Origin of the sequence: Aquiflexum gelatinilyticum, from assembly GCF_024741135.1 — a bacterium.
GTDB lineage: Bacteria > Bacteroidota > Bacteroidia > Cytophagales > Cyclobacteriaceae > Cognataquiflexum > Cognataquiflexum gelatinilyticum.
Map to the genome: position 1 here is coordinate 180,333 of NZ_JANSUY010000003.1, position 25,226 is coordinate 205,558.

A 25,226-nucleotide genomic window follows, 5' to 3' on the forward strand; every position below is an offset into this window, starting at 1 on the left:
AGTTATGTTACAATATTAGCCTTTATGTTGACTTTTTTCAAAAGAAAGGAGCCGAATAAAAGAAAAACAAAAAAGTCCTGCTAAATCTAGCAGGACTTTGATTTGTATGATTTTTAAATCAAATCAATGGATTACGACTTTCTTGGTTTCCCAATAATGATTGTTTTTGATCTTGATGAGGTAAAGCCCTTTTGGAAAATTGCTGAGGTCCATTTCCACAAGCCTGCCTGTAACACCCTTAATGCTTCTAACTATCTGACCTTGATAATCTAAGACTGTAATCTCAGCATCCTCCATATTGGTATTATTTGAAAGGATTTTCACCAAACCGGTGGAAGGATTAGGATATACTTTATAGTCTATTTTTTCATTTTTAGAATTGATAGTAACTCCCACAACTTTAAATGTCTCACTTGTTCCGTCAAAGTCTGTTTGGGTAAGCCGGTAATACTGCCTTCCAAAAACAGGACTTTCATCTATAAAGTCATAATGAAGCACAATTTCAGAATCTCCTGCTCCAGGAATAAGGCCTATAGGAGACCATGTAGAAGCGTCAAAAGATTTTTCCAAAGTAAAGAAAGCATTATTTTTCTCTTGGGCGGTGGACCATGAAACTTTGATTTTATCATCTTCAATGATTTCTGCGGTAAATGATAGCAGCTCTACAGGTAGGATTCTGAACGATTGTGACAAAGTGAATATTCCTGAAGAAAAACCGGGAACTGCTGTTTGGTTTCTGACAGATCCGGAATTGGCATCGCCCGATAATGCTGTTTGACCCAAATCTATCCATTGGCTTCCGTCCCATTGGGTCACCATAAATTCATTAAAATCGTCAATGGGGCATGTTCTGTCTGATGACCAGGTCATCGTCAGGGTAGGGATGGCACTTGAGTTGGTATTCTCAAATTCCCAATATTCGCACTCGTTTACAATTCCGATTGATGGTTCTTTACTTTCTCTATCGTATGGGATTAGGTCTGGATTGACATGGAAATACCTTCCTGTGAAGTGTTGCGTCGCAGCTCCGCCTAATGCAGATGAAGTGAGAGGGGCATAAAATCCATCATTACCAAAAGGATAAGTAAACGCTGTATTTCCGATTTTTCTGATTCTTCCATTGACGTGAGAGGCATTGGAACCTCCTGTCAATGTTGTAAATGTGTTTGGGATGGTAAGTAAATTTTCATCATTATTGATTATTCCATTTTGAAGATCCAGTTCAATAGAAATTGTAATTGGGTCAAGAAGTTCAAGTGTCCCGGTACCGTTCATTCGAAGTCTTCTGAAAATGGGGATATTCGAGCTATCTGTCAATAATGTTTGGGCAGTATTGCCATTTATTTCTACAAATCCCGATGTCCCTAAACCGAATGTCAATACTGAGTTAGATCCCACTGTAGAAATATCACCTCCAAATGTGCTCACATTATTGTAGGCCGGTTCGATAGCTCCTGTTGAATTTTTGATGAAAGTCACATCCCCGACGAAATTGTCACCACTTCCTGAATTTGCGGTACGTACCCTTCCTGTTCCATTGTTGACCAATGTGAAATCACCAAAAGTATTTCCACCTATCCAATCATTGTTTGTGGCCCCTGTTCTTGTCATGACTGTTGAGGTTCCAGGATTGGTGCTAAAGCTGTTTCCGCCTGCAACTGTAAATGCTATACCGGCGCCTGAATTAAAAGTATTGTTGTCAGGAAATGAATTGGCACTGGAAATGGTGATTCCACCTGTAGTGGTTGTGAAAATATTATCTCCCCCAATATTATTATTGGTGGCTATTAAGATAGTAGTACCTGCGTTGAATTCATTACTACCTGAAAAGGTATTGCTATTGGAAATGGCAATAGAAGTAGCGGCATTGAAAATGTCATTTCCTGGGAAGGAACTATTATTCAGAATTGAAATCAAACCTGCAGAATTGAAAGTATCATTTCCTGCAAACAAACTTCCGTTTTGCAAAGTAATGGAGCCTGAAAGTGTGGTGATACCTATGTCACCCCTCAAAGTACTTCCTGATGCAGAAAATGTGTTCATGGAAAAATTCCCATTTGGATCTGAAGAGATCTGCGAAAAATTGTTCAAAGTCAAGGTATTTCCTACCGAATAATCTGTCGTCAACAAGCCCCCGGATATCAAGGTGCTTGTTCCTCCATTGATACCAAAATTCATAGTTCCCCCGGCATCCAGGTTGTTGATTGTAATGTCATCACCAAATAAATTAATACCCGCCCTGGCAATTTCGAATGTATTGGTGCCATTGTTAATGAATGTACTTGTACTCGCAAATGTATCTCCTTGGGTATTGGCCAATCTGACAAGCTTGTTTCCATTGTTGATAATAGTAGCCGGACCAAAAATATTACCGCCCTGCATGGTTAGATTTTGAGCGGAATTATCTGTCAATACCAATGTACCAAAAGTGTTTCCTGGACCCCATACCACCGCGGCTGGGCCTCCGTTTCTGGTCAAAATTGTCGTGTTTCCGGGATTACTGAATAAGTTGCCACCTGTCACCATATTCATTTGCCCGGCAGATATAAATGAGTTGTTTCCGGCAAAAGAACTTCCTCCCAAAAATGAGATAGTCGTTGCATTTACATTGAAATCACCCTGGAAATTACTGCTTTCTGACTCAAAAGTTACTGGATTAAAAGTGCTGTTAGCAACCGGATTGGTTTGGGTAAACCTTCTGATATTCAATACCCCTGAATTAAAGTTGGTAGTGGTCAAGGCCCCACTGCTGAGTGTGGAAGTACCGTTTTGAGTTGTTGTTCCTCCAAATCTCATTGTCCCGCCGGCATTGTTGTCTATTGTAATTTGGCCGGCAAATGATGAATTCCCATTGTAAGCTATATCGAAGATATCTGGGCTGTTGTTGATAAAGGTACTTGTACCGAGGAATGTATCTCCATTTGTATTGGCAAGCCTTAAATACCCACCCGGAGAATTATTTGTGATGTGGACATTTCCAAAAGTATTTCCCCCAAACCAAGCATCATCGGTATTTGAAGCAGCTCCTTTTATGAAAGTAGAATTGTTTCCTGGAACTGTGCTAAAAAAATTGGAACCACCCATGACTATTCGGGCATTGGAATTAAAAGTATTAGTCCCGTCAAACCTATTTGAACCTGTAAATGTCAAAGTACCTGTTCCTGTGGTATTGACCGCAAAATCCCCCAAGAAAGTGCTGTTGGCTGAGGTGAAGGTTACCGTATTGAAAGTGCCATTTGGAGCGTTGGTCAATTGGGTGAAATTGTTGATTTCAAGCACATTTGATGCTGCAAAATCAGCAGTTACCAATCCCCCTGATTGCAGCACAGAAGTTCCCCCCAATTCACCGAATCTGACTTCACCGGTCGGAGCAGAATTATTGATTGTGATTTGCTGCGCAAAAGTATTAGCCCCTCTGTAGGCAATATCCATGAAAGCAGTGCCATTATTTTGGAAAGTAACAGGTCCATTGAAAGTATCTCCCAAAGTGTTTGCAAACCTTAAATTGGTATTGGAATTATTGGTGATCAGTGTATTTCCATTAAAGGTGTTTCCACCTTGCATAGTAAGTGTGCTAGTTGAATTATCAGTTAAAGTAAGATTTCCAAAAGTATTTCCTTGTCCCCAAGTGATACCGCCACCACCATTTCTAATAATGGTAGTCGCATTGGTAGGTGAACTAAAGGTATTACCCCCAGCAGTCATTGTAATTTGCCCCCCTGAAATGAACGAGTTGTTTCCTTCAAATATATTGGCGTTGGTAAAGGTCATGTTACCTGAAGTCGTAACCCCGAAGTCCCCCAAAAAATTATTGTTTGCTGAAGTGAATGTTACCGTATTGAAATTCCCGTTGGGAGCATTTGTTAATTGGGTGAAATTATTGATTTCCAAGATATTGCATGCTGGAAATCCTGTAGTTACCAAACCTCCTGTTTGTAATACTGAAGTACCTCCCACTTCCCCGATTCTTACTTCGCCAGTGGTAGAAGTGTTGTTTATTGTGATTTGCTGTGCAAAAACATTAGTGCCATTGTATGAAATGTCCATGAAGGCAGTTCCGTTGTTTTGGAAAGTAACCAAGCCATTATAAGTATCTCCTGTTACACTTGCCATCCTGAAGTTGGAATTGGTATTGTTGGTAATCACCAAATTTCCATTAAATGTATTACCACCATTCCAATAGAAAAATCCGGGTGCATTATCTGTAAAGTTTAAGTTTCCGAAAGAATTACCCCCTGCCCAAGTAGAGTTTCCACCTGCATTTCTGGTAAAATTGGTTGTTCCTCCGGGGTTGCTAAAGGAATTATTACCAGTTGGCATAGTCATCCCATTTCCGGCAACAAAGGTATTGTTTCCTGCAAAGGTATTGTTTCCATTAAAGTTGATCGCGCCAGTAGTCGTGACTTGGAAATCTCCCAAAAATGTACTGTTTGCAACTGTAAATACTGCCAAGGAAAATGTACTGCTGGCGACACTCATTACTTGGGTCAAGTTATTGATCACCAAAGTTCCTACAAATCCTGAGGTCACCAATCCACCTGTGTTGAGTGTCGATGTGCCACCCCCGGCCCCGAAATTCATCTGCCCGCCGGTACTGGTATTGTTTATGGTCAAGCTTGAGTATGTGGTGGCCCCGTTATAAGCCAATTCAACGTTCCCTGTTCCTCCTTTATTTACTATCAATGTTGAATTGAAAGTATCTCCATTGGTGGATGCAAATCTCAATCTATTATTGTCATTGTTTGTAATCGTTGTCGGTCCATTAAAAATATTTCCTCCGGAGAGGTCATTGTTTCCCCCGGCTGTTTTTGTCAGTACGATGTTTCCGGAAAAAGTAGTATTCTGCATTGAACTGAAATCTACTGCATTTATAGTACCATTGCTTACTGTACCGCCGTTAAAAAACCCATCGTCTCCTAAAGTGAGTGTAAAACCTCCAAGATTGAGGGTCCCTCCGGAGATAGTAAGGTCTCTGATAGCAATATTAGAAGTAAGAACCGGCTGAAATGTACCTGCACCATTGATGACAGCATCTTCGTTGTTGGCATTTGGAATATTTGCCGGAGTCCAGTTTGCAGAATTGTTCCAATCGGAACTTACGCTACCATTCCAAGTTTGGCCTAAGGAGGCAAAAACAACGGAAATAAAAATAAGATTTAACAATAAAATTTTTTTCATTTTTCTTAGAGAAATGAGGGTCACATAGGCCTTGAAAACTGGGTCATTTAGAATCCAAATAATTGTACATTTTTCATATGCAATTATTCGGACTTCAATACTTATCAGATGTTTTTTGTAATTCTAGGGTGATCACTTCAGAAAAATAAATAAAAAATATTAAAATAAAAGGAATATTTATGTAAATAAACGGGAGCAGAATTAATCTTAGGTATTCGACACTGTAATCTTGTTAGCTATGTCCGGATAAAATTTTTCTAAATAGGTAATTCGAATGGAGCTTGCAGAAGGTCAATTCCAAGTTGATTCCTTAGGAATTCATCTTGAATGAATGACTATTGAGAGATTATACTAGAAATCAAAAAAGCGAAATGGATCAGAACCACTTTTTCTTTTTAAAATAATATACCATGGCAAGTGTCGATCCCAAGAAAAGGATCCAAATAAAAAAGTAGCCATATTTCCAGCCTAATTCAGGCATAAACTGGAAGTTCATGCCGTATACACCTGCAATAAAAGTCAAAGGAATAAAAATAGTAGCGATGATGGTAAGGGTTTTCATCACTTCGTTTTGTTTTAGGCTAAGATTAGACATGAACAATTCGACCAAAGCTGAAATAGATTCTCTTTGTATTTCAAGGTTTTCAATTATCTCAATGACATGTTCATAGACGTCATTTATAAAAGGATTGGTTTTTTTCTTAACCAAGGGATTTTCTGATTTTTTCCAAGCCGATAACAATTCCCTTGTCGGCCAAACATTCCGTTTTATCTGTTGGATTACCTTTCGCTGATTAAAAATTTCAGGTAACTTCGTTTTTTTGGATTGGCTAATGATCTGATCCTCCAGAGACTCAATTTTTTCTACAGCAAACTCCAGGCAATCAAAATATTTGTCAACGATGATATCTAGAAGCGTATAGGCAAAATAATCTGTGCCCATTTTCCTCATTTTTCCTGTTGGATTCTCTAACCTTGTCCTTATTGGGTCAAAAATATCATAAGGATTTTCCTGAATTGAAATTATGTAATTCTTTCCAAATAAGATGCTCACTTGTTCGGTGATTGGACTGTGGGATTTATTTTTATGATAAATCATTTTTGTTACCACAAAAATATTATCATCAAATTCCTCAAATTTTGGACGTTGAGAGGTGTTCTTTATATCCTCAAGGGTCAATGGATGAATATTAAAAAGTTCACTTATTTCTTTCAGTACCGCCTCATTTTCCAGACCGCATAGATTGAGCCAAAATTTATGACTGACCTCCAGAAAAGGTCTGATATCTTCGATGTTTTTGATGTGGTGTTTTTTCAAAACATTCTCACCAAATTCATAAACTTCCATGATTACATCCTTTGGAGAAGCTTTTTCCGATTTGATCATAAAATGTTTTTGATTTTTTCAGGAGAAAGTGGCTTTTCTATGAATCCTTCTACACATGAAAACTCCTTTGCTTTTTGTCTGTCCTGAAAATCAATTGAACTCGAAAGAACGATAATTCGGTCCTTTCTGAGCTTAAATTCTTTCAAGTATTGGTTAAGAAAATCCCAACCATTCATTACAGGCATATTGATATCCAAAAAAATCAGTATACTTTCTTCTTTGTCAATTTCCCTAATCCTTTCGATTGCCTGTTCTGCCTCTAAAAATTCTTCTATCTGAGGAGTTAATTTTAATTTAGATATCAACCTTCTGTTAATCAGGTTATTGATAGGATCGTCATCTACTAAAATAATGGAATAAAATCTTTGCATGAACGATTCTCCGAATTATGAAAGTTGTTTAAGTTATTTCAAATATACTTCTCTAATTTATAAAATAACTGATTTAGATGAAATTGATTTTTTATAAAATCATATCAAGTAAAGAATTTTAAAATAAAAAAGAGAGGAACTAATTTAGTTCCTCTCTTCAAATAGGGCAGATTTTGGAATTACATCATTCCGCCCATTCCTCCTCCACCCATTGGTGGCATTGCAGGAGACTCTTCTTTTACATCTGCAACCACACATTCGGTAGTCAATAGCAATGCTGCGATAGAAGCGGCATTTTCAAGGGCCAATCTAGTCACTTTGGTAGGATCAATTACACCTGCTTCAAATAGATCTTCATAAACATCTGTTCTGGCATTGTAACCGAAATTACCTTTATTTTCTTTGATTTTGTTTATAACAACAGATCCTTCACCTCCGGCATTTGCTACGATTGTCCTTAATGGAGATTCGATCGCAAATCTGATGATATTGATACCTGTATCCTGATCTTCGTTTTCACCTTTCAAGTTGTCCAATGCTGATACTGCTCTTACCAAGGCAACACCGCCACCTACAACAACACCTTCTTGAACTGCTGCTCTTGTTGCGTGTAAAGCATCATCAACTCTGTCTTTCTTTTCCTTCATTTCGACTTCAGTAGCAGCTCCGATATAAAGGATGGCAACACCACCTGAAAGTTTTGCTAATCTTTCCTGAAGTTTTTCTTTATCATAGTCAGAAGTTGTTTTTTCTATCTGAGCTTTTATTTCATTGATCCTTGCCTGTATAGCAGACTTATCACCTGCACCGTTGACAATTGTAGTATTGTCTTTATCGATGTTGATTTTTTCTGCGGTTCCAAGGTAATCAACTGTAGCGTTTTCAAGTTTGTAACCTCTTTCTTCTGAAATTACTGTTCCACCTGTCAAGATTGCGATGTCTTCCAACATTGCTTTTCTTCTGTCTCCAAAACCTGGAGCTTTAACAGCGGCCACTTTCAAAGCACCTCTTATTTTGTTTACTACCAATGTTGCCAAAGCTTCACCGTCCACATCTTCAGAAATGATCAACAAAGGTCTGCCGGATTGTGCAACTGGTTCCAATACTGGAAGCAATTCTTTCATTGATGAAATCTTCTTGTCATAGATCAAAATATATGGTCTATCCAATTCGACTTCCATTTTTTCCGTATTGGTTACAAAGTACGGGGAAAGATAACCTCTGTCAAACTGCATACCTTCTACGGTACGTACTTCAGTTTCAGTGCCTTTTGCTTCCTCTACTGTGATGACACCGTCTTTGCCTACTTTGTCCATAGCATCGGCGATCATTTTACCGATTTCTTCGTCATTGTTGGCAGATACAGTAGCTACTTGCTGTATTTCTTTGCTTGTAGAGATTGCTTTTGAATTGGCTTTCAATTGAGCTACAACAGCAGAAACTGCTTTGTCAATACCTCTCTTCAAATCCATTGGATTGGCACCCGCTGCAACATTTTTAATTCCAAGACCAAAAATTGACTGGGTCAAAACAGTGGCAGTAGTAGTTCCGTCACCGGCATTGTCGGCGGTTTTTGAAGCTACTTCTTTTACTAGCTGAGCTCCCATATTTTCGATTGGCTCAGACAATTCGATTTCTTTTGCCACAGTTACACCATCTTTGGTGATTGCAGGTGCACCGAATTTTTTGTCAATGATCACATTTCTACCCTTTGGTCCTAGGGTTACTTTTACTGCATCAGCAAGAGCATCCACTCCTTTTTTCAATCTGTCTCTTGCGTTGGTATTGAAAAATAGTTCTTTAGCCATTTTTTTGTTGTTTTAGGTTCTTTTGATTGTTTGAAATAGATAATTAGAGAATGGCAAAAATGTCTGATTCTCTCATGATAAGGTAATCATGTCCTTCAACTGCAAGTTCTGTACCTGCGTATTTGCCATAAAGCACTTGGTCACCTACTTTTACAGTCAACGGCTCGTCTTTTTTACCGCTTCCCACTGCGATTACTGTGCCCTTCTGAGGTTTTTCCTTGGCAGTATCAGGAATGTAAAGTCCGGATGCGGTTTTTTCTTCTGCTGCAGCAGGCTCCACCAGAACTCTGTCTGCAAGAGGTTTGATGTTTACTTTTGACATAATTATTGAATTTTTAAAGGTTAGTAACAAAATCTTGTAATGCATGATTATCACTTCTTGTGCCAATATAAATTAGAATTCATCAACTGACATATAGTCCGTCAATTTGCCCCATGTCATGTCATAATTCGCTTTTGTCAAAAAAAAATTCTGTCAATTTTTCCAATACGCTTTTTAAACCTGTCAGTTTTTTTTAAATTTTCATAAACGGAATGTTATGAAAAACTTATCTGAAAATTGGATTACAGAAGGTTGGATTGATTTTGAATACAAAAAATACCTTCTTTTGGCCTATTTGCAACATGTAGGCGGACAGTTTAAAGAGGTGAAACTTTACCCTCCCTTGGCCGATTTGATCCAGCATTACAGCCGGCTCAAGAGTTTTGAACAAAATAGAGATCAGATTAAATCTGCTTTTCCAAAAATGCTTCAAGGACCTGATACAAAAGAATTGAGATTTACTTACAAGCCATTGGTCATTGATGATGAAATGATGAAAAAGCTTGAAGAAATTGTAGCATTTTCCCTTCCACAACTCAAAAACCATATAGAAGATGGGAAGAATATTTATGATTTTTTGGAACGTGAAATGAAAATCGAACCAATCGGAATTTCTCCCCTTTATCAAAAAGAAGGGTATGTTTTTCTTTCGTTCGATAAGTCCAAAGAGGTTTTTGTTTATAGGTACAAAGTCAACCTATTTCAAAACAGCATAGATACTTTCAAAGGTATCATGATGCAATTGATTCAAAAAGTGCGAAGGTCTATTTTGAATACCTACGAACAAATCAAGCTTGATCTTATTAAAACAAACAGGGAACTTCCAAATCCTGCAACATACAGTATCTGTTGTACACAGCAGATTCCAATGGAGGAAAGTTTTGTTCCGATCAGTAAAAGGTTGCTTCTAAAAACAGTGGAATAAAAAAGCCCGCTATAAGCGGGCTTTAAACAATTTATTTTTCGTTTTCTGTGGTATCTGCCGGAGCAGTTTCGGTTCCTTCAGTCGGCAACAGGCTTTCCGAATCACCAAAAGAAGGACTGACTATTTGCTTCCTTGCATTTTCAATGTTTGGAGATGAGGATTGTCCTGGCTGAATAGTAGAATAAAAAGCCGATGAAGATAGGGAAAGTACCAATATGGCTATTGCCAAAACCCAAGTTGATTTTTCAAGTATATTTCCGGTTTTTGTGACTCCCATGATTTGCGATGCACCTGCACCAAATGCTGCACCAACTCCTCCTTTTGAATCCTGAGCAAGGATAACAAGAACCAAAAGAACAGCCAAAATGATAATAAGTGTAATAAGAAATGTAAACATATGAGTGATTTTATAAATCCAAGCCTTTTATTAAGTCCGCAAAGTAAATGTTTTTATCTGGAAATTTCACCATTAATTTTTGATAAATTTCTTTTGCTTTTTGTTTTTTACCTTGTTTTACCAGCAATTTGGCGTAGGATTCTGATAATAGGGTAGGGTGAAGATGCGTGCTGTTTTCAGATAGATCTGCCTGTTTTTGGAAATCTTCCATCTCTTTCAGTGTTGCAAGTTTAAACTCTTTTTTACTGAATGCTTTGATCAGGTCAATTTGTTCCCTTTTCTTTTCATCGAGGATTTCCTTTTTTTCTCTTTTACGGATATTTTCAATCAAATCATCGTTAGGCTTTTTCCTTTTGGGTTTCGTTTGTTCTTTTGACTCAGGTTTTTCTAAGTTAGCCACATTTTCTTTTCGGCTGTTGAGGTTTTCCTCAAGTTTTTTAAGGATTTTAGCTCTTATCTCTGGATCTGTTTCTTTGGTTGGTTCAGGAATAAGGGATTTTTCAAATCCCTCTAAAATTATTGATTTTTGATTGATTGATTTTAAGCTGGAGAATGTCTCCATATTTTCTTCAATCTTGTTTTCTAAAAACCGGAAAGGAGTATCTGACTCGATCATTAATTTAAGCCAAGCCCGGTCAGGACTAGTGATTGAGGCCTGATGAAGCAGATCAAGAGATTTTCCTCCTGATTTTTCAAATTCATATTTGGCAAGCAATACTTTTGGAACCTGAAAAAAAGGAAAACTTTCATGTAATTTTATGAGATGGGCAATATCCTCCTTTTGGAGGTTGTTGCTCACTTTCAATATGGAGAGAAGTTGGTGGCTGTTCACGGTTTGGTCATCGAATAAATTCCAATTTACTCATTTTTACCAATTGGCAACTGTGGCTGTAAAGATGTCCTGAATAATATTCTGGAAAATTTCCTCTATCAACTGGCTTTCGACCTGAAGAATGGAAGTAGTTCTCGGGTCATAGTCTTTGAAGAAGGAGAAAGTCCGCTTGAGGTTTTCTTCCTCATTCACTGTATTAAGGTACTCGACTTCAATGGAAATGGTCAACCTCATTTGTCCGGCTCTATCCGGTAGATTAGGATCTGTACTGGTCACAGTCGCCTGAGGAGTTATCGCATAGCGTTTGATTGCACCCAGAAATTGTATGTCTCCGTTGTTCCTAACCAATTCAAGCTGGGTATTGCGCTGATAAAACTCTTTAAGGGATTCAGTAAAAAGCTGTTCCATATTGGCAGGACCACCGCCGGAATCATTGAAGAAGTTTTCTACCGAAAATGTCTTGGTCAATTCATAATTTATATTCGTTCCGGTAAAGCTGTAATTGATTGCACATCCTTGAAGTAAAAACACTGGTATAAGCAAAGTCAAAACAAAGCTTCTTTTTTTCCTACTCAATGTCATATTGTTTGATTTTTCTATATAACGTCCTTTCGGATATCCCTAGGTCACTTGCAGCGTATTTTCTTTTGTTATTGTGTTTGCGGAGTGCTTTGAGGATCATTTCTTTTTCTTTTTTCTCCAAAGAAAGTGAATTATCGTCTTCCTCATGGATAATGTCCTCAATAGTATCGTCATCATAATCTTCTGTTTCCTCGTTTTGGTTTTGGTGGTCAATTACCAAAGGGACATTGGATGGAACACTAGAAGGCTTTTTCTCCTCGAATGAAGGGGAAGAGGGCTCTAAATCATCAAAAAGATTTTGATGTTTGCTCATTATATTGGAGTTGAGGCCTCCGGATTGAAATGCCTCAAGTACCAGTTTTTTGAGTTCATTCATGTCCTTTTTCATGTCAAAAAGAACTTTGTACAGGATTTCTCTTTCCGAAAAATCTGAGAATTCATTTGAGCCTCCTGAACTTCCTGTCAGGGCTGGAAGTCTGCTTTGGTCAGTGGGAAGGTATTTTGATAATGTAGCGGCGTCAACTTCTCTTGTTTCTTCCAATAAGGAAATCTGCTCTGCAATGTTTTTGAGTTGTCGGATATTTCCGGGAAATGGGAATTTTACCAGTAATTTCTTGGCAGCATCATCTAGGGAAATCGGCTTCACTTTGTAGCGCTCTGAAAAGTCAGTCGTAAATTTTCTGAACAGCATGACCACATCTTCTCCTCTTTCTCTCAATGGCGGGACATATATCGGTACCGTATTCAGCCTGTAATAGAGGTCTTCCCTGAATTCCCCTTTTTCGACGGCTTTAATCAGGTTGACATTGGTAGCCGCAATGACGCGTACGTTGGTTTTCAGGACTTTGGATGAACCTACTTTTATGAATTCACCATTTTCCAAAACCCTCAAAAGCCTTGCTTGTGTACCCAAGGGCATTTCTCCGATTTCGTCAAGGAAAATAGACCCCCCGTCTGTAACTTCAAAATATCCTTTTCTTGCTTCATGTGCGCCAGTAAAGGAGCCTTTTTCATGGCCAAAGAGTTCTGAATCTATTGTTCCTTCTGGAATAGCGCCACAGTTGATGGCAATAAATTTACCATGTTTCCGGAGGCTAAGTGAGTGGATGATTTTTGAAAATGATTCCTTTCCACTGCCGCTTTCTCCTGTGATCAAAACAGTCATATCGGTGGGAGAGGCTTGCATTGCCACTTGTATGGCATGGTTCAGCAATGGGCTGTTTCCAATAATCCCAAATCGTTGTTTTATACTTTGAATCTCTGAGGATGTGATCATTATTTCAACTTAAATATCAGGAAACAACTTCTCCAAACAATGTTGCCGGTGAGCAATCGGTAATTTTTACCATGACATAGTCTCCTTTTTGGTATGGGCCATCAGGAATAATCACCACCTTGTTGGCGGAATTTTTTCCTTTAAGCTGCTCATTTGATCTTTTTGATTTTCCTTCTATTAAGATTTCCTGGATTTTTCCTAAGTCAAGTTTATTTCTTTCATAGGATAGCTGACTTTGTTTTTCGATGATCTCGGCCAACCTTCTTTTCTTTACTTCTAATGGGATATCGTCTTCAAATTTCTTTGCAGCCAAAGTTCCCGGACGCTCGGAATAGAAAAACATGTAGGAGAAATCGTATTTCACGATATCCATCAAAGTCAGTGTATCTTGGTGTTCATTTTCAGTCTCGCTGCAAAAACCCGTGATCATATCAGATGATATGCCACATTCCTCCCCAAGGATTTCCCTGATTTTGCTGACCCGCTCCAAATACCAATCCCTGTCATAGGTTCGATTCATGAGTTCAAGAATTCTTGAATTGCCACTTTGCACTGGAAGATGAATGTATTTGCAGATGTTGTCGTATTTTTTGATGGTGTACAATACCTCATCGGTGATGTCTTTTGGATGGGAAGTAGAGAAACGTACTCTCAGCAAGGGACTGATCTCAGCGACCATCTCCAATAAATGATGAAAATGGACTACTTCTGACACTTCATCTTCTTTCTTGCTCAGTCTTGCTTTGTTGTTTTCTTCCGGAGACCATTTGTAGCTGTCTACATTTTGGCCCAAAAGCATTACTTCTCTATAACCTTGCGCAAAAAGGTCTCTTGCTTCACTGACAATGGAATGCGGATCACGGCTTCTTTCCCTTCCTCTTGTGAATGGAACCACACAAAAAGAGCACATGTTGTCACAGCCTCTCATGATTGAAATCATTGCATTCACTCCATTGGAGTTGAGTCTGACAGGTGCTATGTCTGCATAAGTTTCTTCCCTTGAGAGGAAAGTGTTCACACCTTTATTACCGAATTCAGCACCGGTCACAAGATTTGGAAGATCCCTGTAAGCGTCCGGACCAACGACCACATCTACTATTTTTTCTTCGTCAAGTAGTTTTTCTTTCAGCCTTTCAGCCATGCAACCAAGAACGCCTACTGTCAATTCGGGCCTATTTTTCTTAAGTGTATTGAATTGGCTGAGTCTTTTGCGGATTGTCTGTTCTGCTTTGTCCCTGATAGAGCAGGTATTTAAAAATATGACATCTGCCTGCTCAAAATCCGAGGTGGTATCATAACCATTGTCCTTCATGATGGAAGCGACGATTTCGGAGTCAGAAAAATTCATTTGGCAACCGTAAGACTCGATGTAGAGCTTTTTTTGCTTGCCGGTATTGACTTCCTCGGTTGTTTTGTAATCAGTGGCTTGCGCCTCCTCAGGACTGAGGATATCTATATCTTTGATGATATTTTCCATGGATATTTTACTTTGGATTGCGAAATTAAAAAAATACCGACAATTTGACAGGTTTTATTCTATCATTTCTGTTAATTGAATTCTTTTGTCAAAAAAAACTCCTTCCGTAGAGGAAGGAGCTCGATTTATTTTAGTGCTTGACCTTTAGATTGGTTTGATCATCAATTAATCTCCCAAACCTTGTCTGTTTTTCTATAGAACTTCCCATGTCAATCCTCTCTATCATTTGGATTCTGTCAGGTGAAGGCGTTCCTGTTATCTGTTCCAATGTGAGTTTCAACAAAAATTCATTCGTATCCCCCAATGGCAATAAGGTAGGTTGTGACAGCTCGTTGCCTTGAATGTTAGGCTGGAATCCTGAAGCGTAGTCAGACTGATCGTTTTTGTTGAATGATTGAGATACAATCGGCAGAAGACCATATTTGTTGGAAGGGTTTTCTTCATCTTCGATGGCGATGGAACCAACGTTTTTTCCGTAAGTCAATCCTCCAACCATAAATACTTCCATATATGGTCTAAGTCCATTGATAATCAGTTCGCTTGCAGAAGCTGTTCTGGAAGAGGTTATGATATAAACTTTGTTTCCCGACAGTATCGGACCAAGGTTTTGAGGCTTACTTTCAAATTTGATCTGTACATTTTTCAATTGATCAAATCCCATCAGGTAACTGTTGTATTTAATTTTGGTAAAAACATCATCGTTGGTCACATTAGGAGCGATCAAGCTTGCCAAGTTTACAGCACTTGATTGGTATCCTCCTCCATTATATCTAAAATCTAAAATCAGGTGGTTGATGCCTTCTGCTTTGAATTTTGCAAAGACAGCATCCATTTCATCATCATACCTAGTTGCTTGGCCTTCAATGCCCGGAGCAAAGAAATGATAAACCACGTATCCGATTTTTTGATTCCCAATGGTGTAAATGGAGTCAAGGAAGTTAGGGTCTTCAGAAAGCACTGATGTCGTTAAGTCCACGGGAGTCTGTGCGACATAATTAGAAGAGCTTTCATTATATCTCAAATAGGAAATAGAATGAGCCTCTGACCTTTGTCCTAATATTTCTTGGTAGTTGTCCAGTGTCATCCTCACACCATTGATGTGCGTGATCAAATCGCCACGTTTGAGGCCTGCGGTTTCTGCAGGGCTACCTTTTTTTGTGTAGGTAATAAAAGCAATTACATTGTTGTTTGTACTGCTTTCGCGGGCAAGTGTGATTTCATATCCCGCTTCTTTGGATACTCCTGAGAGGCTATTGATCAATTCCTGATAATCCGGATAAATGACGGAGAACCTATCGGTAGGTCTAAAAAGTAAAGATTCAAAATAATCTTCGGGGTCAGATTCAAGAGAAATGGGATTTCTCATATCATCAAGCCACAGGTAAACTTCATCCATTACTTCTTGAATCCAAGTATTTACTTTGGCATTGGCAGACAGTTCTGGTACAGGATCATCGGTTTTGTCTTTGCAGGCGTTTAAGAATATCAACGCCCCAAAAACCAGGGCAAGACCGGCTTTATTATAGGATAGGTATTTCATAAGCATTTACTTTAATGGATTGATCTCTAGGTTCTAACAAAGAACTAAACGCAGATATCAGTCAAATTGATTTGAAATATAATTGGTATTTTCAAATTATTGGGACTCAATAAGAGGTATTGATCGTAATGTCGGAGGTCTTACTGTCAAGGAGTTTCCCTTTTTCGCATTTCAATACACGATAGGGATATTTTCTCAATAAATCATGGTTGTGGGTCGCCATCAGGATAGCAGTGCCTTCGTTATTGATTTCCTGAAAAAGTTTAAAAATCCCATCTGCGACATCTGGATCTAGGTTTCCTGTTGGTTCATCCGCCAAAACTATGGAAGGTTGATTGATAAGAGCCCTTGCAATGACAACCCGCTGCTGTTCACCTCCCGAAAGTTGATGGGGCATTTTGGTGGCTGCATCTGCAAGACCAACTTTGAGGAGAACTTCAATCATCCTGTTTTTCATTTTTTCTTTATCCTTCCATCCAGTAGCCTTCATGACAAAGAAAAGGTTTTCGGCTATGGACCTGTCTGGGAAAAGCTGAAAATCCTGAAATACTATCCCAAGCTTTCGTCTGAGGTAGGGGACTTCGCTTTTCTTGATTTTTGAAAGTTGAAAACCAACTATTTCAGCTTGTCCCATTTTAAGGGAAAGATCGGCATAAAGGGTTTTCAAAAGAGAGCTTTTTCCACTTCCTGTCCTTCCGATTAAAAAAACGAATTCATCTTTTTCTATTGAAAAATTAACATTCTGCAGTACTGCATCCAATCCCTGAAAAATACAGGCGTCTTTGACCTCAATTACCGCATCCTTTCCAAATTCCATTAAATCTCAATTTTTTGTGTTTTGCCAAATGGCAGTTCCCTTATTAAGGTCTCGAGTTCTGTTTCCTTTCCTTCCAAACCGAATTTCTCAATATTCTTCAAGGGTCTGTCTGCCCTGAAGTAAGCCACCAAGACAAAATTATCATCTCTGATCTGTATATAATCCGGGATTTTGGCTTTTCCTTTTACTTTTAAGATATACATAAGTTTGTTTATTTTCTCTAATAGGTATGGAAAACAACTTTTTCCCGGATTCTGTTTTTTTTTGATTCTAATCAAACTGGGGGACTATGTTATTGAAACGAAGGAACCGGATTATGTTGCCAATGGTCCGGTTCATTATTTTAAGTCAATTACTTTCCTGCTGCTTTAGCATGGTCTGCAAGGAAAGTCGCCAACCCTGAATCCGTGAGCGGATGATTCAACAATCCCAAAATAACTTTCAAAGGACATGTCACTACATCTGCACCGAGTTCGGCACATTTGATCAAGTGCATGGTATGCCTTACTGATGCCGCCAAAACTTGGGTGGCATAGCCATAATTTTCATAAATATTGACAATCTGATCGATCAGCTCTAAGCCATCGTAAGAGATGTCATCCAGTCTTCCGATAAATGGTGAAACGTAGGTTGCTCCGGCTTTTGCGGCAAGAAGTGCCTGGCCTGCTGAAAAAATCAAAGTACAGTTGGTTCGGATACCTTCATTGGAAAAGTATTTGATGGCTTTTATACCGTCCTTGATCATCGGGATTTTTACCACGATCTTGTCATCGATTTTTGCAAGTTCTTTACCCTCTTTGATCATACCTTCAAAATCTGTGGCAATGACTTCAGCACTGACATTGTCATCCACGATATCGCAGATGGCTTTGTAATGTGCTCTAACTTTATCTTCTCCGCTGATGCCTTCTTTGGCCATCAAGGATGGATTGGTGGTGACGCCGTCCAATACGCCAAGATCGTAGGCTTCCTTGATATCATTCAGGTTGGCGGTATCAATAAAGAATTTCATATGTTGTTTGTTTATGTTGATTGTACAAAGTTAATTGATAAATCAGGAAATGGAAGGGGAAAAAGAATGTAAAATGATAAATGGATAATTGAAATGTTGTGTAATCCAAAATTCAAAAAATGGGAAAAAATTAAAAAAAAAGAAGCGGCATCGCACCGCTACGACTGCTTACCCTTGCTCCCTTCCGGACCTGGGGGATTCAGCAGGAGCTGGTCGTGCCGCTAGGACGCAAATGTAGGGTAAAATTCTCCGGTTTCAAACAGTTGAAATAAAAACAAAACCATTTATTCTTAAGTCGCTCAAAATCAGCGATAAATTTCGTGGCAAAGTTTTTGCAATATTTTAACTTGAAAAAACAATAAAAAAAATGAAGCAATTACTCGTATTATTCCTTTCAGTATTTCTTTTAAGTTCGTGTGGAGCATTTGGCCCCAATCCGGAGTATTACCAGGGTATGAAGGAAAAAAAATTTTTGAGAAGGAATGATGCTGCCGTAATCAGTCACCTCGATGGAAATCAGAGAACATACAGAGTAGTCAGGGATGAGAAATTTTATGTGCTAGCCACATTCGAAGATGGATACCTTGTCAAGCTTGAGGAAAAGGAATTTGGACCTGAATTGATGGAAGAATTGATCAAAGACCAATAATTTTATTAGTTGGCATTTTTCTCCAAATTCTATATTTAAGGAATTGCTTTTGGGTTTTTGAATTAAAATTCAGGGTGATTCCTTTATTTTTTCCTAAAAAAGCAACAAACAATGCTGAATCTTTGCTTTTTTTTGTAATTAGCCCCTATGCTGTAAGTCAGGTTTCGGGTAGTTAACAGACCTGTTCAATAATTAAATTATTTGGTTAAGTTTACGCATTAAGTTGCCTATGAATATTTCCTTTTATCTAGCCATGAGAAAGGTCGTTTGGAGCCTTCTGGTATTGGTTTTTATCCTTGCTTACTCTTCATGTGTACCTAATGAAAAAATTATGTACTATCAAAATCTTGAAGGAAACAAAGCTATTCAGGATGAGGAATTGATCAGCTATGAGTTGCCTGAGTATAGATTGCAGTTCAATGATATCATTGATATTCAGATCCAAACTGTGGAGCAGATTCTTGAAAATGGTATTACTTCCAAAATTCAAAATGAAGCCAACAATGCTGTTTTTGGTCAGATTGCCCAAAGTGGAGGAGATATCTATTACATGACAGGCTATACCATCGACAAACACGGCTATATCAGAATGCCACTTCTTGGAGAGATCCAAGTCAATGACAAGACCCTAGATGAAGTCAGGGTGATTGTAGAAGAAGCATTAAAAAAGTATGTGACCTCTGAGATTTTTGTACGGGTCAAACTTGGCGGGATCAGATTTTCAACTTTGGGGGAATTCCGCAGACCCGGAAAGTATGTTGTTCTACAGGATAGATTGACTATTTTTGAAGCTATCGCTCAGGCAGGCGACATGACTACCGTAGCCAAAAGAGATGAAATTCTATTGATCAGACAATATCCTGATGGCACCAAATTGCATAGAATCAATCTTAACGACAGACAGATTATTCAGACTCCTTTTTACTTCATTCAGCCAAATGATCAGATTTACGCCGAACCTTTGAAGGCAAGAGAAATAGGTACGGGAGAAAACACCGCCCAAACTGTTGCTCTGATCCTTTCATCTGTTACGGCTGTCGCTTTGATTTTGAATCTTATTCTACAAAATTGATGAGTAAAAGCAATCCTTATCCATTTATTCCAGATCCTTTTATGCCACCCCATGAGGATGACATTGAATTAAAGGTTGTTCTTTTTAATTACCTGAAATATTGGCCATTTATTGTGACGAGCACCTTGGTCTGTGTTTTGGCAGCATTCCTTTTCAACAAATACGCAACCCCGGTATACCTTGTCCAATCTTCGGTTATCATAACAGAAGAACCCCAAGCTTTGGGATCAGAAATTTTTGATGCAGTAGGAATGATGCCGATCAAAAACAACGTCGAAAACGAAATAGGGATTCTCAAATCCTACACCTTGGCGGAAGAAGCCATTTTGGAACTTGGCCTTGATGTTTTTTATTTTACCGATGATTTATTGAGCAGCATACAGGTCCATTCTGGGATTCCGCTGAATGTAGAAGTGGATTGGACCCATCCTCAATTGGTCAAAGGCAAATTTGTCATTGAGGTTTTGGATAATCAGACCTTCAGCATTGAACCGGACGGAGATGATTTTGAAATTTTCAACCCATCTGATCCTTTTTACAAAAAAGAAATCAATAGCATTCCCGAATTAAAACCGGTTTATGCTTTTGGAGAAAATATTGAATCAGAATTCCTTAAAATTAAGATTGAAAGCATTGATGCTAAAGAAGGCGATAGAATCTTCTTCCAATTGGTGGATACCCCGTCGTTGGCACTTTTTTTAAAAGATAAAATCAGCGTCTCACCCATCAACAAACAGGCTTCTATTTTGAATATTTCATTTGAAACGCCCGTCAGAAGGATGGGTGAGGAATATCTTAACAAGCTGATGGAAGTTTACCTTCAAAGAGAGTTGGATGAAAAAAACAAAGCATCAGAAAATACCATTCGTTTTATCGAAGATCAACTAAGCGGTATCACTGATTCATTGAGTTTTTTTGAAGGAAGCCTTGAAAAATACAGGTCTGAAAACAAAATTTTTAATCTGAGCGAAGAAGGTTCCCAGATTTTCCAAAGACTGCAGGAGTTTGAAAAAGACAAATCCCAAGCCGAAATCAACCTTAAATATTATCAGACACTTCAAAATTACATCAACAGGGATGATATTGAAGAAATAGTCGCTCCTTCCATAATAGGAAATACAGATCCTCTGTTACAGTCTTTGGTGGTAAGCATCAGTGAACTACAAGCCGAGAAAATGAGACTTTCTAATAATTTTTCGGAAGAAGCTCCACCTATCAGGGAAATCAATTCCCAAATAAGGATGACCAAAAAGGCCCTGCAAGAAAACATTGCCTCTTCTATCCGCAATACCAATACCTATCTTCAAGAAGTCAATTCTCAAATAAAAAGAGTGGAGAGAGAAATCAATTCACTTCCTGAAACAGAAAGAAGGCTATTGGGAATACAAAGGAAATTCACTGTCAATGAAAACATTTATGTTTACCTGCTCCAAAAAAGGGCGGAATCTGAAATCACAAGGGCATCCAATATGCCTAAAAATGCAATCTTAGATCTTGCCAGAGCCGGACAGATGCCTGTTTTTCCAAAGAAAATTGTCAATCTGGTGATTGGTCTGGCCATAGGTCTGTTTTTTTCCATCGGTTATATCTCTATCCGTGATTTCCTGAACACCAAGATCGAAGATCCGAAGGAACTTGAAAAACAAATCAATACACCACTAATCGGAATGATTGGAAGAAATCAAGGCAATGACCCCAAACCGGTCTTGAATAATCCAAGGTCATCGGTGACAGAATCATTCCGAAATATCCGGGCCGATATGTCCTATCTCAGCCCAAACAAAGAGCACTTGACAATCCTTTTTACATCGAGCATTTCGGGCGAAGGAAAGACTTTTGCTTCAGTCAATATGGCATCGGTATATTCCCTATTGGGCAAAAAGACCTTGTTGGTAGGCTTGGATCTTAGAAAACCAAAAATTGCAGAAGAGTTTGGACTGATCAATGACAAAGGTATGAGTACTTGCTTGAGCATGAATATGCCATGGAGAGAGGTTGTAAAACAGACAAAATACGAAAACCTTGACATCATCCTTTCTGGGCCGATTCCACCAAATCCTGCAGAACTTTTGCTTCAAAACAAATTTTCCAAAATCATGGCTGAAATCAAGCAGGAATATGAAGTGATTATTTTGGATTGTCCTCCGGCCGGATTGGTTTCTGAGACCAAGGAACTTTTTAAACATTCAGATGTGAATTTTTTCATTTTCAGACAGGGATTTTCCAATAAAAGCAACATCCAGATATTGAATAATCTGATCGAAAAAGGAGGGGTTTCCAAAATTTATGCTATTCTCAACGACGTCCACATAGACAAAGGATACGGATTCGGCTATGGTTATGGCTACGGCTACGGTTATTCCAGCCATTATGGCTACCATGACGAAGTACAGTTGCCTTGGTGGAAGCGTGCGATGAGACGGGGGTAAAGGAATTAGGAATGAAAAATTTAAAATGGCGGATGGAGAAAAGGTGTGAAAAGTATCCCTTTTCATTTACATTTTAATTTTGGTCACAAAGGGAATGATGAATGGTACAGCGTCATCCTGAAGGAGGCAAGACCCATGTAGCTCATTTCTATAGGTGAGATTCTTCGCTTCTTTCAGAGTGACGTCGCAGGTCTAGCCAATCGGCTTCAAACTAAACAATAAAACTGTTTTTATTAAAACGGAAATGGTTTGGTAAAGCTGGTTTAGACCTTGGTAGTTTTCCATCCACTTCGACTATAGTAAGAAGAAATTTACCTTTTCACTTATTTTACTGTGACCCAGGTGGCGGAGCTGTGCACAGTCCGAAGCTAATGATTGAATAAATGAAAAAAATTCAAATGGTGGACTTGAGGTCCCAATATGAAAAAATAAAGGAAGAAGTCGACGCTGCCATGCAGGAAGTCATTGATCAGACTGCATTTATCAATGGCCCACAGGTTAGGCTTTTTGCTGATGAATTGAAGCAATATCTGAATTGTAAATATGTAATTCCCTGCGGCAATGGAACGGATGCATTGCAGATTGCGATGATGGCTTTGGATTTTAAGCCTGGAGATGAAGTCATCGTTCCTGCATTCACCTATATCGCAGCAGTAGAGGTTATTGCACTCTTGGGTTTGAAACCGGTTTTTGTAGATGTGGATCCGGATACTTTTCAGATTGATGCCTCCCAAATAGAACCAGTGATATCTGATAAGACCGTAGCGATTGTCCCTGTCCATTTGTTTGGACAATGCTCCGACATGGAATCCATTTTAAAAATTGAAAAAAAACATACCTTGAAAGTCATAGAAGATGCCGCCCAATCCATTGGGTCAGTTTATACTTTCTCTGATGGCAACCAAGCCTTTTCAGGCACGATGGGTGAAATAGGCACAACATCTTTTTTCCCATCCAAAAACCTGGGTTGTTTTGGCGACGGCGGTGCAATGTTTACCAATGACCATGATCTTGCAGAGAAGATGCGGATGATTTCCACCCACGGTCAAAAAAAGAAGTATCACCATCATTCTTTGGGAGTAAATTCACGTTTGGATACCATACAGGCCGCAATGCTTCGGGTCAAGCTCCGTTATTTGGAACAATACCAAAAAGCCCGAAATGAAGTCGCATCGGCCTATGATTTGGCTTTTGAAAACCATCCCCATATTTCCATTCCAAAGCGTGATTCTAATTCCACCCATGTGTTTCACCAATATACAGTCAAGCTGAATGGTGTAAACAGGGAGAATTTTTCAAAACATCTTGCTTCCTTCGGAATTCCGACCATGGTGTATTATCCGGTTCCGGTTCATCTTCAGGTTGCTTACCAAAATCATGGGTTTCAAGAAGGAGATTTCCCTGTTGCTGAAAAACTCAGCCATGAAGTAATTTCCCTTCCCATCCATACGGAAATGGATCCCGGGCAATTAGAATTGATTATAAATACCATCAACAGCTTTTTCCAATGAAACTTTATTTTGCCCACGAATCTGCCTATATCGATCAGGGCTGTGAAATAGGAGAGGGGACCAAAATCTGGCATTTCAGCCATATCATGGCCAATTGCAAAATAGGAAAGTATTGCAACATCGGTCAGAATGTGGTGGTTTCCCCCGATGTGATCCTTGGTAACAATGTCAAAGTCCAAAACAATGTCTCTATCTACACCGGGGTAACCTGCGAAGATGATGTGTTTTTGGGCCCTTCGATGGTATTTACCAATGTCATCAATCCCCGATCTGCCATCAGCAGAAAATCCGAATACCTCTCCACCAAAGTCGGCAAAGGTGCGACCATCGGTGCGAATGCGACCATAGTCTGTGGCAATACGATAGGTTCTTACGCTTTCATAGGCGCCGGGGCAGTAGTGACCAAGGACGTAGCCGATTATGCTTTGGTGATGGGCAATCCTTCTCGTCAGATGGGTTGGGTAAGCGAATATGGACACAAGCTTGCCTTTGATTCTGAAGGAAAAGCATATTGCAGGGAAAGCGGAGAGGAGTATTTTTTGCAAAATGGCCAAGTCCGAAAATCAGCGAGCCAATCATGAAAAACTTTGCATTGATAGGGGCAGCGGGGTATATCGCGCCAAAGCATATGAAAGCCATCAAAGAAACCGGAAATCAAATGGTGGCAGCATTTGATAAGTTTGATTCTGTTGGGGTAATGGACAGCTATTTTCCAAAAGCTTCATTTTTTACCGAATTTGAGAGATTTGACAGGCATATGGAAAAACTCAAAAGGGAAGGGGATCCTGTCGATTATGTCAGCGTATGTTCTCCAAATTACCTGCATGATTCGCATATCAGGTTTGGGTTAAGACTTGGAGCGGACGTAATCTGCGAAAAACCGCTGGTTCTCAATCCTTGGAATATGGATGGGCTAGAGTCGGTTGAAAAGGAAACAGGCTCTAAAGTATTCAACATCCTCCAACTGAGACTTCACCCTGCGATTTTGGAACTCAGACGCAAAGTGATGGCAGAACCTTCCGATAAAATCCATGATATCGACCTCACTTATATTTCCTCCCGAGGCAATTGGTACTATACCTCATGGAAAGGTGACGAAAGTAAATCCGGAGGCATCGCAACCAATATCGGGATTCATTTTTTTGACATGCTGGTCTGGATTTTTGGGAAAGTCAAAACCAATATTGTACATATTCAGAACCATGACAGGGCCTCGGGTTTTCTAGATTTGGAAAGGGCAAGAGTCAGGTGGTTTTTGAGCATTAACCAAGAAACATTGCCCGAATCTGTATTGTCTAAAGGAAAAACCATTTACCGGTCTCTCACAATAGAAGGAAATGAAATAGAATTCAGTGAAGGTTTTGTTGACTTACACACACAGAGTTATTCAGAGATTTTAGAGGGAAAAGGATTTGGGTTGGAAGCTGCAAGAAGTTCTGTGGAGTTGGTCCATGATATCAGATTACAGAAAGGAGTAGGATTGGTGGGGGATTATCACCCGTTTTCCAAAAAACCATTGGCAGACCATCCCTTTTTGTGATTCCTTGTTCCTTTTTTTCATGATTCTGACACAGAATACTACCCAACAATATCCATCCTAGTAGACATAAGGATCAATACTAATATTTTAAACAAACCAAG

The 25,226-nt window shown here is 39.0% G+C and carries 21 protein-coding genes and 1 other RNA gene; 7 read left to right on the forward strand and 15 right to left on the reverse strand.

Annotated features, from left to right (window positions below):
- Positions 1-123: 123 nt before the first annotated feature.
- From NU887_RS06840 to NU887_RS06860, 5 genes are all read right to left on the reverse strand, one after another.
- On the reverse strand, positions 124-5,178 hold the full coding sequence (locus tag NU887_RS06840) for a T9SS type A sorting domain-containing protein (RefSeq protein ID WP_258422629.1): 5,055 nt from the start codon (positions 5,176-5,178) through the stop codon (positions 124-126).
- Positions 5,179-5,554: 376 nt separating this feature from the next.
- Positions 5,555-6,565 carry a magnesium/cobalt transporter CorA gene (gene corA, locus NU887_RS06845; RefSeq protein WP_258422630.1) on the reverse strand — a complete coding sequence of 337 codons (1,011 nt, stop codon included), beginning with the start codon at positions 6,563-6,565 and terminating at the stop codon, positions 5,555-5,557.
- On the reverse strand, positions 6,562-6,936 hold the full coding sequence (locus tag NU887_RS06850; RefSeq protein ID WP_258422631.1) for a response regulator: 375 nt from the start codon (positions 6,934-6,936) through the stop codon (positions 6,562-6,564). Before NU887_RS06850 ends, corA begins: the two co-directional genes overlap by 4 nt.
- A 179-nt stretch (positions 6,937-7,115) precedes the next feature.
- A complete protein-coding gene (gene groL / locus NU887_RS06855) occupies positions 7,116-8,744 on the reverse strand; it encodes a chaperonin GroEL (RefSeq protein WP_258422632.1) in 1,629 nt (542 codons plus the stop codon).
- A 43-nt stretch (positions 8,745-8,787) separates the two neighbouring features.
- Positions 8,788-9,066: a co-chaperone GroES gene (locus NU887_RS06860; protein WP_241125064.1), complete on the reverse strand. Its 279-nt coding sequence runs from the start codon at positions 9,064-9,066 to the stop codon at positions 8,788-8,790.
- Between the two features lie 217 nt (positions 9,067-9,283).
- Between NU887_RS06860 and NU887_RS06865 the strand changes: the two genes are divergently transcribed.
- On the forward strand, positions 9,284-9,991 hold the full coding sequence (locus tag NU887_RS06865) for a hypothetical protein (RefSeq protein WP_258422633.1): 708 nt from the start codon (positions 9,284-9,286) through the stop codon (positions 9,989-9,991).
- A 31-nt stretch (positions 9,992-10,022) separates the two neighbouring features.
- Here the strand turns inward: NU887_RS06865 and secG are convergent, their stop codons facing one another.
- From secG to ffs, 10 genes are all read right to left on the reverse strand, one after another.
- Positions 10,023-10,388: a preprotein translocase subunit SecG gene (gene secG / locus NU887_RS06870; RefSeq protein ID WP_258422634.1), complete on the reverse strand. Its 366-nt coding sequence runs from the start codon at positions 10,386-10,388 to the stop codon at positions 10,023-10,025.
- A 10-nt stretch (positions 10,389-10,398) separates the two neighbouring features.
- Complete coding sequence (locus NU887_RS06875) at positions 10,399-11,220, reverse strand: hypothetical protein (protein ID WP_258422635.1); 822 nt, start codon at positions 11,218-11,220, stop codon at positions 10,399-10,401.
- A 36-nt stretch (positions 11,221-11,256) separates the two neighbouring features.
- Entirely contained in the window at positions 11,257-11,802 is a 546-nt protein-coding gene (gene lptE / locus NU887_RS06880) for an LPS assembly lipoprotein LptE (protein WP_258422636.1), read from the reverse strand.
- The gene (locus tag NU887_RS06885) at positions 11,789-13,078 is read right to left on the reverse strand and encodes a sigma-54 interaction domain-containing protein (RefSeq protein ID WP_258422637.1); all 1,290 of its coding nucleotides are present in this window, start codon (positions 13,076-13,078) and stop codon (positions 11,789-11,791) included. Before NU887_RS06885 ends, lptE begins: the two co-directional genes overlap by 14 nt.
- Before the next feature lie 16 nt (positions 13,079-13,094).
- Positions 13,095-14,555 carry a tRNA (N6-isopentenyl adenosine(37)-C2)-methylthiotransferase MiaB gene (miaB, locus tag NU887_RS06890; RefSeq protein WP_258422638.1) on the reverse strand — a complete coding sequence of 487 codons (1,461 nt, stop codon included), beginning with the start codon at positions 14,553-14,555 and terminating at the stop codon, positions 13,095-13,097.
- Positions 14,556-14,685: 130 nt separating this feature from the next.
- A complete protein-coding gene (locus tag NU887_RS06895; RefSeq protein WP_258422639.1) occupies positions 14,686-16,095 on the reverse strand; it encodes a S41 family peptidase in 1,410 nt (469 codons plus the stop codon).
- A gap of 106 nt (positions 16,096-16,201) precedes the next feature.
- A complete protein-coding gene (locus NU887_RS06900) occupies positions 16,202-16,912 on the reverse strand; it encodes a cell division ATP-binding protein FtsE (protein ID WP_258422640.1) in 711 nt (236 codons plus the stop codon).
- Positions 16,912-17,115: a fructose-6-phosphate aldolase gene (locus tag NU887_RS06905; RefSeq protein ID WP_258422641.1), complete on the reverse strand. Its 204-nt coding sequence runs from the start codon at positions 17,113-17,115 to the stop codon at positions 16,912-16,914. The genes NU887_RS06900 and NU887_RS06905 overlap by 1 nt, the downstream gene beginning before the upstream one ends.
- 149 nt (positions 17,116-17,264) lie before the next feature.
- Positions 17,265-17,924 (reverse strand): fructose-6-phosphate aldolase, encoded by a 660-nt coding sequence (gene fsa / locus NU887_RS06910; protein ID WP_258422642.1) that lies wholly within the window; start codon positions 17,922-17,924, stop codon positions 17,265-17,267.
- 138 nt (positions 17,925-18,062) lie between these two features.
- Positions 18,063-18,149: signal recognition particle sRNA small type (gene ffs / locus NU887_RS06915), an RNA gene on the reverse strand.
- Positions 18,150-18,291: 142 nt separating this feature from the next.
- Between ffs and NU887_RS06920 the strand changes: the two genes are divergently transcribed.
- The 6 genes from NU887_RS06920 (at position 18,292) to NU887_RS06945 (ending at position 25,125) form a co-directional block, all read left to right on the forward strand.
- Complete coding sequence (locus NU887_RS06920) at positions 18,292-18,573, forward strand: hypothetical protein (protein ID WP_258422643.1); 282 nt, start codon at positions 18,292-18,294, stop codon at positions 18,571-18,573.
- Positions 18,574-18,826: 253 nt separating this feature from the next.
- The gene (locus NU887_RS06925) at positions 18,827-19,645 is read left to right on the forward strand and encodes a polysaccharide biosynthesis/export family protein (protein WP_258422644.1); all 819 of its coding nucleotides are present in this window, start codon (positions 18,827-18,829) and stop codon (positions 19,643-19,645) included.
- A complete protein-coding gene (locus NU887_RS06930) occupies positions 19,645-22,074 on the forward strand; it encodes a GumC family protein (RefSeq protein WP_258422645.1) in 2,430 nt (809 codons plus the stop codon). Before NU887_RS06925 ends, NU887_RS06930 begins: the two co-directional genes overlap by 1 nt.
- A gap of 383 nt (positions 22,075-22,457) precedes the next feature.
- Positions 22,458-23,585, forward strand: a complete 1,128-nt coding sequence (locus tag NU887_RS06935; RefSeq protein WP_258422646.1) for a DegT/DnrJ/EryC1/StrS family aminotransferase — start codon at positions 22,458-22,460, stop codon at positions 23,583-23,585.
- On the forward strand, positions 23,582-24,166 hold the full coding sequence (locus NU887_RS06940) for an acyltransferase (RefSeq protein ID WP_258422647.1): 585 nt from the start codon (positions 23,582-23,584) through the stop codon (positions 24,164-24,166). Before NU887_RS06935 ends, NU887_RS06940 begins: the two co-directional genes overlap by 4 nt.
- Positions 24,163-25,125, forward strand: coding sequence for a Gfo/Idh/MocA family protein (locus tag NU887_RS06945; protein ID WP_258422648.1), 963 nt, complete (start codon positions 24,163-24,165; stop codon positions 25,123-25,125). Before NU887_RS06940 ends, NU887_RS06945 begins: the two co-directional genes overlap by 4 nt.
- The last annotated feature ends 101 nt before the right edge of the window (positions 25,126-25,226 follow it).